General features: G+C 41.0%; 8 protein-coding genes and 1 tRNA gene. 6 read left to right on the plus strand and 3 right to left on the minus strand.

The features are described from left to right. Positions 1 to 618 (plus strand): NIPSNAP family protein, encoded by a 618-nt coding sequence (locus N6B01_RS13730; protein ID WP_182418312.1) that lies wholly within the window; start codon positions 1 to 3, stop codon positions 616 to 618. 83 nt (positions 619 to 701) lie between these two features. Here N6B01_RS13730 and N6B01_RS13735 read toward each other — a convergent pair whose 3' ends face one another. After that, a complete protein-coding gene (locus N6B01_RS13735; protein ID WP_262079290.1) occupies positions 702 to 2,735 on the minus strand; it encodes a TonB-dependent receptor, heme/hemoglobin family in 2,034 nt (677 codons plus the stop codon). Positions 2,736 to 3,089: 354 nt separating this feature from the next. Here N6B01_RS13735 and N6B01_RS13740 point away from each other — a divergent pair, with 354 nt between their 5' ends. Then, the gene (locus N6B01_RS13740) at positions 3,090 to 4,058 is read left to right on the plus strand and encodes an arsenic resistance protein (RefSeq protein ID WP_262079291.1); all 969 of its coding nucleotides are present in this window, start codon (positions 3,090 to 3,092) and stop codon (positions 4,056 to 4,058) included. 151 nt (positions 4,059 to 4,209) lie between these two features. Beyond that, a complete protein-coding gene (locus tag N6B01_RS13745; RefSeq protein WP_262079292.1) occupies positions 4,210 to 7,155 on the plus strand; it encodes an autotransporter outer membrane beta-barrel domain-containing protein in 2,946 nt (981 codons plus the stop codon). Positions 7,156 to 7,278: 123 nt separating this feature from the next. Here N6B01_RS13745 and N6B01_RS13750 read toward each other — a convergent pair whose 3' ends face one another. Both N6B01_RS13750 and N6B01_RS13755 read right to left on the minus strand, forming a co-directional pair. After that, positions 7,279 to 7,581, minus strand: coding sequence for a hypothetical protein (locus N6B01_RS13750; RefSeq protein ID WP_182418316.1), 303 nt, complete (start codon positions 7,579 to 7,581; stop codon positions 7,279 to 7,281). 161 nt (positions 7,582 to 7,742) lie between these two features. Further along, positions 7,743 to 7,832: transfer RNA gene (locus tag N6B01_RS13755), tRNA-Ser, on the minus strand. A 380-nt stretch (positions 7,833 to 8,212) separates the two neighbouring features. Here N6B01_RS13755 and rplU point away from each other — a divergent pair. The 3 genes from rplU (at position 8,213) to N6B01_RS13770 (ending at position 9,724) form a co-directional block, all read left to right on the plus strand. After that, on the plus strand, positions 8,213 to 8,527 hold the full coding sequence (gene rplU / locus N6B01_RS13760; protein ID WP_182418317.1) for a 50S ribosomal protein L21: 315 nt from the start codon (positions 8,213 to 8,215) through the stop codon (positions 8,525 to 8,527). Positions 8,528 to 8,662: 135 nt separating this feature from the next. Then, positions 8,663 to 8,932 (plus strand): 50S ribosomal protein L27, encoded by a 270-nt coding sequence (gene rpmA / locus N6B01_RS13765; protein ID WP_182418318.1) that lies wholly within the window; start codon positions 8,663 to 8,665, stop codon positions 8,930 to 8,932. Positions 8,933 to 9,052: 120 nt separating this feature from the next. Further along, a complete protein-coding gene (locus N6B01_RS13770; protein WP_182418319.1) occupies positions 9,053 to 9,724 on the plus strand; it encodes a GNAT family N-acetyltransferase in 672 nt (223 codons plus the stop codon). Positions 9,725 to 10,321 lie beyond the last annotated feature (597 nt).

The raw sequence follows: 10,321 nt of genomic DNA on the forward strand, positions 1-10,321 counted from the left end.
ATGGAACGTTATGAAATTGCAACATTGCAGCTTGCCATGGGCGGCGCTGCCAAGGCCGCCCCTGCGATTGAAGAATTTTGCTCGCAATCAGGGGCAAGGGGTAAGCTTTTAGGAGCTTTTGCCACTGAAGTTGGACCACTAAACCAAGTTATTTTATTGCGTGGTTTTGATAGCGAAGATGATTTTAATAGTGAGCGTCAGCGCACCTTAAATGCCGCTAATCCTTTTGGCGCTTCAGAATGGATGAGCAATTTGGTTTTGGATAGCTACATTCCTTTTCCATTTTTAAAGCCAGTTGAAGCTGGTGAATTTGGCCCAATTTATGAAATGCGCAGCTATGTCTATAAGCATGGCGGTTTACCGCATATTTTAAAAGCTTGGGAAAATGCCGTGCCAGCGCGTGAAAAAATATCGCCCCTCACTATTGCGCTTTATAGCATTGATGGCGAGCCAAGGATTACCCATATTTGGCCATTTAAAAATGCTAGCGAGCGTTTTGATTTACGCAGTGAATCGGTCAAGCAAGGTGTCTGGCCACCAGTTGGTGGGCCGCAATGGCTAACGAGCGATATGCGCTCGCTTCTTGCTGTACCGCTTAGTATTTCCCCTTTACGCTAAACTATTTTAAGTACAAAATTTTATGCATGAAAAAAGCAGCCATTTTATAAATGGCTGCTTTTTTTAAATTTTAAAAAAACTTATTAGAAGCGGAACTGGGTTGAAATGAGGAACGTTCTACCCTGACCGGAATTCGCCGAGCTTAAGAATGGCGTATAAGTTTTGTTAAAGAGGTTGTTGACCTTGAAGGATAATTCAATATCTTCTTTGAATTTATAGGTGGTGAAGATATCAACAAGGCCATAGCTGCCATCTGATTTATCAACACCTGTATAGGTTGAGACCTTGCCTGATGATACATACCGATAACGACCACCAACAGTGAGTTTACGCTCGAATAGACGTGCACCACCACCGATTGAAAAGACATTATCTGGCAAATATTGGCTAGCACCAAGGCCAGGTAATATACCTGGAAGATCGGATTTTGTATGGGTATAGCTTAAATTGGCAAAGGCAAAGCCAGCATCATAAAGGGCTTCAGCTTCAAAGCCGCGGACGCGGGACGTACCGGGCACATTATTATACCAAGTTTGGCAGCGACGGTTTGCCAATGGATCACAACCATCACGCCCTTCACTGACGATATAATCTTTAATATCCATGTCATAATAAGCAGCTCTTGCACGGACGAAATCGCCTGCAGTAAAGACATCAGCCTTTTTGACATTTACACCAAGTTCCCAACCTTTTTGCTTTTCTGGCTCAAGATTAGGATTGGCAATAAAGCCAAAGGTTGTGCTGCCTGGATGAATGCCGCCAACCATAGTTTCTTGTAAAGTGGGGCTGCGCATAGATTGAGAATAGGTAACATAAGGTTGCAACCAGTCGGTAACATTAACCGCTAAGGTAATACGCGGGTCAACCGAATTATGCGATTGGTCAACAAGGGACGTACCATCTTTTGCATCACCATTCATTTTATAGAAATTATAACGCAAACCAGCAGTTAGATCGACAATCTTATAGGAGAAGGTTGCATCAGAAAAAACGCCGCCACTGCTTGCTGTACCATTACTTGGATTAACGCCAGAATTAGCTCCTTCAATCTTATCGCGGAAATATTCAACGCCATAAAGCCATTTGACGCCAACCTCTCCAAGATTAAAGCGTGATGTATTGGAAATATCAAAGCCAACACCACGATCTTCAATTTCACGGCCGCTAGAGCCTCCCCATACACCGCGTAAATTTTCAAAATATTCCATTTTCAAGCGGTTGTAATAAGCATTGACATGCAAATCCACCCAATCATTATCCGTAGGATTATAGGAATAATTGGCGGTTAATGTAGTATTTTTGACATTTTGATTATAGGAATTTGCACCAAAATCATTATTATAGAAAACACCACCAAGATTAAGACGATGATCGGTGCCATAGCCAAATTCGGCTTTAACCAAACCCGAAGTCAATTCTTGGCCGGTATTGCTTTGGCGGTTGCCATCACCATCCTTAAAATCGCGTGAATCACGGCGGCTGATTGCTGCTGCAACACCAGCAATATCATTGCGCGCACCGCCAGCAATCATCTCAGAAAAGCCAACACCGTTGCTGCCCCATGATGCCTTGCCAAGAACGCCATAATTTTGACCGGGCTTGATAATATCTTCAACGCTTAAAGTGCGCAAATTAACGCTACCAGCCAAAGCGCCGCCGCCAGCGCCAACAACGGCACCGCGCTCTACATCTATTTCAGTTAATAGGTTTGAATCAACATAGGAATAGCCCGAAGCATCATGGCCGGTAAAGCGGAAGTTTTGACGCACGCCGTCAATCATGGTGTTAACGCGGCCAGAGCCTTCAAAGCCACGAATATTAATTGCAAGGCCGGGCTGGCTAGGATTATCCCAAGTGAAAGTACCTGGAATATCACGGATAACATCCTGTAAATTGCCACTACCATAGCGGTTAATGTCTTCAGCCGTAACAACACTTACGCCAGCTGGTGTCATTGCTCCATTGCTGCCGGTAACCGTTACGGTTTGCAATGTATCACTATTTTCGCCGCTATGACTATCTTGGGCATGGGCAATATTGGCCACCAAAAGGATGACCGAATTAAGTGCTATACCAGCCATTAAAAGATGCTTTTTCATTTTAAAAGCAACGCGCATAAGTATTCTCCAAAAATAGAAAAAATTTTAATTGAACCATTTTTATTAAATGAACAAATGCACCAATCATAAAAATCGAAATTATTTTTAGAATCATTCAATTTAAAGGAAGTTAATACTTGACTTTAAATTTTAATAACCAGATTTAATATTTTAAGATGGTGCAGATATAATATGGCTGGCTATTTTTTTAAATTTTTGCTGGCTTTATACTGTATTATACCTATGTTCTACATAAACAGATTTTTTCTATCAAACATGACTATAATAATCAAGTATTAATTCACGGAAAATTTATCTTAAGTGTATAATTTAAAATAATTGGAAAATTGGCGCCAATAAGGGGGCTTCTGCTTGCAAAAATTTTTAAAATTACAAACGCAATTGGAGCATTGGCAAGCATTGATTTATTTTGCCAGTGTCTTGCTGGCACTTCTCATTGTTTGGGGTAATCCCAATAGTCAAAAATTTACACCATTTTTGGAAAATCTTATCAATCCAGCCCTTGCTTTCATGCTTTTTGTAACATTTTTGCAAGTACCGCTTGCGGCTCTTGGGCAGGTGTTTAAAGATTTACGCTTTTTGTCAGTTTTGCTATTTGGCAATTTTATAGTCATTCCATGCCTTGTTTTTGGTTTAAGTCAGATTTTCCCTTTGGATTTTTTAATCAAGCTTGGCGTTCTAATGGTATTATTATCACCTTGCATCGATTATGTGGTGACTTTCACTCATATGGGTAAAGGTGATGCGCGCGCGCTGCTTGGTGCAACGGCACTTTTATTATTATTGCAAATGATGTTTTTACCGCTTTATTTATCACTTTTTTTGAGTAAAGAAGCAGCAAATTATATCCAAATTGCTCCCTTCACTGATGCATTTTTATGGCTGATCATTATGCCCTTATGTCTTGCAAGTTTTGTGCAGATTTGGGCAAAAAAGCAAAAATTCGGCTTTCGTTTAAAACAGTATTTTGATTGTCTTCCAGTTCTCGCTACAGCCATGGTGCTATTTATTGTCATTTTAGCTATTGCACCGCAACTTGGCTTGGCTGGCAAAGCGCTGCTTACTGTTTTGCCTATTTATATCAGTTTTGCAATTTTGGCGCCAATTCTGGGGGTAATTCTTGGCAAAATTTGCAAGCTAAATAAACCACAAAAACGCAGTATTGCCTTTAGCATGGCAACACGTAATTCTTTGGTGATTATGCCGCTTGCCTTAACAATTCCAAACGCCGTGCCATTATTACCGGCGATTATTGTTACGCAAACCCTCATCGAATTAATATGCCAATTGATTTATGTTGAGATAAGCAAACGTCTTTAGTGTGCAAAATATAGGTTTTATTTCTTATAAATATCATTATTTATTCATGTTATTTTTCTGACATAAATATGTCATTTATCTGTAACATCGCTACTGCATTAGCACCCTTAATAATTAACTTTGGCAACATTGGATATTGAGGGCAGCTTTGATGCTAAAAACGACACAGAAATTTTTTTCCTATCTTTTATTGAGTTCGGCTTTAGTGACGATTGCAGGGGTGCAAGCACAAGCGCAAACCAATACAAATATTAAAGCGACAGAATTGCTTATGGGTTTTAGTCAGCTAAATTCAACCGAAGCTGGCCGCAATGCCTTGCGTGAAAACTTGGAAACAACGTTGCGCATTAATAATCAGGCAACAGCAGCAGAGCGCCAACAGGCAATTTATGATGATACAACCGGCTATCTCGTCGGCTCGCTTTATAATGGTCTTTTAGCAGCAGATGCATTGGGGCCGCAGCTTGCACAAGTCTATAAGGACAATAATTCCGTTACTGAGCGCTTTCAAGTAACGACCTTTTCACCAAACTTTTCTAAATATATGAGCGCAATGAGCGCGATTGTTGTTGGTGGCGATTCTGCTGTGGCGAAAAATTATTTTGCCAATGGTAGTTATGATGGTAATCCCGATCATCCGCTAACCGGCATCACAATGCCAAGTGATGGCATATTTAATACCTATGATGTTGCTTATAATCCATTGCCAGAAAACGCCAATAGCGTTGGTGACAGCCGACCATTGCAAGTTGCACCAGACCGGGTTGTGGCTTTTGATGGCGTTAATTATTTTGGCAAGCCAGTTAATACTGCAACCAATATTTTCCCCGGTGTAAGCCATAATGCTGCTTTTCCTAGTGGCCATTCGGCAACCGGCTTTGTAACGACGATGAGCATGGCAATGATGGTGCCAGAGCGTTATAAGGAAATGATGCTGCGCGGTAGCGAATATGGCAATAGTCGTATCGTGCTTGGCGTGCATTATGCGTTTGACGTCATCGGTGCGCGTATTCATACGCTTTATGCTTTGACCCAAGCGCTCAATAATAATCCAGATTATTTAAATAGCGAAGTTCCTGGTATTTTGGGCGGTCGTTTTGCCTTGCCATCAGATTTTAAAGCGCTTTTTGATGCTGCCCAGCAAGATTTGCGTAATCTTTTAAATGAAGGTTGTGCGGGAGATCTTACGCTTTGCACCAAAACCACCGATGGTTTTGCCCAATCATTAAAAGATAAGGAAGTTTATCGCTACCGTTTAACTTACGGTTTGCCAACTGTTGGTGCCACCAATCTTGATGCCGTTGTGCCAGAAGGCGCGGAAGTTTTAATTGCCAACCGCTTTCCTTATATGAGCAAGGAACAATTGCGCGAAGTTTTGGCAACAACTGAAATTCAATCAGGCCACGCTTTAGATAATGGTAGTGGTTATGCACGTTTAAACCTTTATGATGCAGCAGATGGTTATGGTGCTTTTAATGGTCTTGTTACCATTAATATGGATAGCACCAAGGGCGGCTTTAATGCCTATGATACATGGGGCAATAATATTGGCGATTATGTTGCGCCATCAACAGGTGTTACAACTCAAGGCTCATTTACTAAAAATGGCACGGGTATGCTTGAGCTCTATGGCGATAATAGCTGGAGCGGCACAACAACTATTAATGGCGGCTCGCTGATCTTTACCGGCAATTCACGCCTTAGTGGTGCAATGATCAATAATAGCACCTTGTCGCTTACTTCAATTAATCGCCCATTGCCTGGGCATCAATTAACCGTTGGTTCTTATCACGGCGGCGCGGGCAGTGTACTTGAAATGGCAACCAGCTTTGGTGGCGATCAATCAGCTACCGATATGTTGCATGTGACTGGAGACACAAGTGGTACAACCGCATTGCGTGTTATGCGCACTGGCGGCGAAGGCGCAGAAACTTTAAATGGCATTAAACTGATTGAAGTTAATGGCGCATCAAATGCACATTTCACTCTTGCTAATGGTGACTACATCATTCCCGAGGGCAAGCAGTCAATTATTCACGGCATTTATGGCTATTCCCTGCATAATAGTGGCGGTATTACTGGTAATGATGGCAATTGGTATTTGCGCTCGCATTATCAGCCTGCTGTGCCAGTCTATGAAACTTATGGCCAAGCCTTGCTAGATTTAAATGCTGTTTCTACCTATCGCGAACGCGCTGGTGGTCGCTATTTCTTTGATCCATATAGTGCTGCCAATAATACAGCCGAGGCAGGCAAAGCTGGCTCATTATTTTGGGGCCGCGTTGAAGGTGGGCATAGTAAATTTGACCCTAGCCGCAGTACAAGCGGTGCCGATCATTCGACCAATATGGTTAAGTTGGAAGCTGGACTTGATCTATTGCTCAGCGAAAATAGCAATGGCAAATTGCTTGGCGGCATTTTCGTGAATTATACTAATGGCTCCACCAAAATTGATGCGAATGTAGGTGATGGCAAGATTAAAACTGACGGCTATGGTTTTGGTGCTAATTTAACTTGGATCGGCGAAAACGGTTTTTATGTCGATGGTCTTGCCAAGATGAATTGGTATAATAGCGACCTTGATTCAAACATTTTACAAGGCTTGCGCTCAGATAATGATGGCACAGGCTATGCATTGTCTATTGAAGCTGGTCGCCGTTTTGGTTTAGATAATGGTTGGATCATTACGCCTCAAGCGCAGTTAAGTTGGTCATCAGTTGATTTTGATGATTTCACCGGCCCTTATAATGTGCATGTATCATTGGATAAAGCCGAAAGCTTAACCGCCCGTATTGGTCTTGGTTTTGAACGCGAAACCATCATCAAACAACAAGATGGCAGCCAGAATAAAAGCAATATTTATGCAATTGCCAATATCTATCAAGATTTTGCCGATGGTGTAAAAGTTAAGCTTAATGACAAAGCCTTTGAAAACCGCAATCAACGCACTTGGGGCGGTGTAACTATTGGTGCTAATTATAGCTGGAATGATGATAAATATGCGCTTTTTGGTGAAGGCACGGTTAAAACCAGCTTACAAGATTTTTCAGACAGCTATGCACTAAAAGGCAGCGTTGGCTTTAAAGTAAAGTGGTAGTTTTTGCACTTATGATAAAAAGAAAACGGCTGCCTTGGGCAGCCGTTGTTTTAAAATAGCTATGAATTAATCTTGTTTTATAAGACAGCATATAGCTTCGGTGCGGCGTGAAACCAAATATGTCTATTTGTCTTCATTTGGACAAAGTTGCAACGCCTTTTTCAACTCTTTTTCTGTGAAAAGTGAATGATATTGAGGGGTGTTAACAATAAAATACTCCATGGTGAGGTCAAGTCGTCCCAGTTGAAGTAATTTGATATAACCTTCTTCTTGCTTATTAGATCCCAATAAGTTCTTGGCTGTTCCTACGCCACCATGTTCCTTTATCAAATTTTTGAATCTTTTTGGATTATAATTTGTCTCAGCATATGTTCTTTCAGCTAAAGCAAACAGTTCTTCCTCAAATTGTTTTTTTAAATCCTTCACAATATCCCCCAATGTTAAAAATGAAGTTTTAAAATTAGGCTAATCTATAAGAAAGTCAATTTTAAAAGAATGGGAATGGTTTTAGGTGAAAAAATTTGCTTTTCAGTTATAAAATAAAGATATCTCAAAAGCTTAGGGAAATTAAAGAAGCTTGCTATGACTGGCGGAGAGGGAGGGATTTGAACCCCCGATAGAGTCGCCCCTATGCCGCATTTCGAGTGCGGTGCTTTCAACCACTCAGCCACCTCTCCAATCATGCGCTTTGTCAGTTGCTGTTTACAAAAAAGCGCAAAGATAGTACATATCATGCTAACCGGCTTAATAGCTGTGAATTTAATCGCTGACAAGTGTTATTTTATCAAATTCTGCAAAAAATCTTGACATCGCAGCAAAAATTCGCAATAGAAAAACTTGCATGAATTGGGTTTGGGATTCTATGCCTTAAATTTTGTGCAATTTTGATGAAAAACAAGTTGGTCGCATGGTTTTAGCTTAAAGCTATAAATGGGATACAAACTATAAAAAGACTAGCCACTGTTAAAATAACGGCATTTGCCTTTATGTTTAAAATCTTTCATTTTTGAAAGTTTTATAATTGCAGTGAGATCTGGTGTGTATGAAAGGCTTATAAATGTTTGCAGTTATCAAGACCGGAGGCAAGCAGTATCGCGTTGCTGCTAATGATCTCCTTAAAGTAGAAAAAGTTGCTGGTGAAGCTGGTAGCGTTGTAGAATTTACCGATGTCATGATGGTTGGCGTTGGTGCAGATGCCAAGATCGGCCTTCCTTTCGTTAAAGGTGCTGTGGTTAAGGCAACTGTTGTCGAGCAGGGCCGTGCCCGTAAGGTTATCGCTTTTAAAAAGCGTCGCCGTCAAAATTCAAAGCGCACACGTGGCCATCGTCAAGAATTGACAACAATCCGCATTTCCGAGATTGTTGCTGGTTAATTAAAAGATTTAAAAACCATCACTGGTTTTTATAAAAGTTAAAACCGCTGATACATGCGCCAAAACTGGCAGCAGTAAATTTCAGCAAAATGTTAAATTATTTGCAATAGCAATAAAGTTTTTAGGAGAACACCTATGGCACACAAAAAAGCTGGTGGTTCGTCACGCAACGGTCGCGATTCAGAATCAAAACGCCTCGGCGTGAAAAAATTTGGTGGTGAATCTGTCATTCCTGGCAATATCATTCTTCGTCAACGTGGCACCCAGTGGCACCCTGGCGACAATGTAGGCATTGGTAAAGATCACACTATTTTTGCACTTGTTAACGGCACGGTTTCGTTCCGTACGAAAGCCAATGGCCGCAGCTTTGTATCTGTCGTGAAAATGGCAGAAGCAGCAGAGTAAGCCGGAGCTCTTAAAACAGTCCGGCGTCCCATTGGACCCCGGTACTGTTAATCCAGACCAAAATATAAGGGAAAGATGGGACGCCATCTTTCCCTTTTTTCTTTTGCTCTGGAGGTTATAATGAGCAACGACCCCTTGGATAATAATGAGCCGTTAAGTAATAACGGCATCAGCAATAATGAGCGGCGGCGGCAGTTGCATTGCCCTGTTTTAGTAACTGAACGATTGGTATTGCGATTACCCCATATTGAAGACATGGACGCCATTGCCGATCTCGCCAATAATCGCCGTGTCTCTGCAATGCTTAGCGCTATGCCTTATCCGTTTACGCGAAAACATGCGGCCGACTTTATTCTACGTGCGGTTGCGGGCGAGATGGGCCATTGCGTCTATGCCATTACGTTGGGTGATACAGGCGAATTTATTGGCTCTTGTAGCGTTCGAGAACGCCATGACGATCCAAATGGTGTTGAGATCGGCTATTGGCTTGGTGAACCCTATTGGAAAAAGGGCTATGCAAGCGAAGCGACTAACGCATTAATCGATACTATTTTTCGCGCAACTGATCTTGATAGCATTTATGTCACCTGTTTTGCTGCCAATACCCCTTCGCGGCGGGTTATCCAAAAATTAGGATTTCGTTATGAAGGTGTTAGTGAGCAACAATCGATCGTATCAGGATTATTAATAGCTGATAATTTCAGCTTAAGCCGTGAGGATTGGATTGAGCAACGCCGCATTGCTCAAGGTGCTGCTTCTTCACGCATCCAAACATTGCAAAATGCTGCCTGATGAGATTGGACGCATTGTCGTCGCCACATAAGCGGCTATGCAAAAACCATAAACTTGTTTTTTAAAATTTTATCTTTAAAAACGCTTTGCATCTTTTGATGTAAAGCGTTTTTGCATTTACCTCCCTTTGTCTCATGTAAGTTTCTGGTGAAAACAATTTTTGTGGCTGCCCAATCCGTATTTATTACTCTATGGATCGCATTACGGTTTACTCAATGATAGAATCAAAGGCTTGGTTATATAAATTTTAGGCTGAAACATTTGGGACTAAAGAGACGATCAGCTTTTTTAAATAATCACTTTATTTTTTAGCTTCTGCCTTAATGGTTAACAAATTTTCTAAAAACGTAGACCAATGGCGCAACCAATTAGCAGTAAATTTTATGCGTTATTTTGATAATGGTTAATTTTTTATATAAATATATGTTTATAACCTAATTTTGATTCTTGTTTTTAAAGACTCACTCATTCACAAGCTTGATCGGCTTAAAATGAGTCTCTTTATAACAATGTGAGTCTTATCAACACCCACTCAATATTGCCTTGTTTTTGTTAAGTTTTTTAACGTTCCCACCTTGGACAATTCAAAATTTTATC

Source organism: Bartonella sp. HY406 (assembly GCF_025449315.1).
Taxonomy (GTDB): domain Bacteria; phylum Pseudomonadota; class Alphaproteobacteria; order Rhizobiales; family Rhizobiaceae; genus HY038.

Excerpts from the sequence above, each read along its gene's own strand:
- N6B01_RS13735 (WP_262079290.1), bottom strand. The coding sequence starts at position 2,735 with ATGCGCGTTGCTTTTAAAATGAAAAAGCATCTTTTAATGGCTGGTATA.
- rplU (WP_182418317.1), top strand. The coding sequence starts at position 8,213 with ATGTTTGCAGTTATCAAGACCGGAGGCAAGCAGTATCGCGTTGCTGCT.
- N6B01_RS13770 (WP_182418319.1), top strand. The coding sequence starts at position 9,053 with ATGAGCAACGACCCCTTGGATAATAATGAGCCGTTAAGTAATAACGGC.
- N6B01_RS13745 (WP_262079292.1), top strand. The coding sequence starts at position 4,210 with ATGCTAAAAACGACACAGAAATTTTTTTCCTATCTTTTATTGAGTTCG.
- N6B01_RS13730 (WP_182418312.1), top strand. The coding sequence starts at position 1 with ATGGAACGTTATGAAATTGCAACATTGCAGCTTGCCATGGGCGGCGCT.
- rpmA (WP_182418318.1), top strand. The coding sequence starts at position 8,663 with ATGGCACACAAAAAAGCTGGTGGTTCGTCACGCAACGGTCGCGATTCA.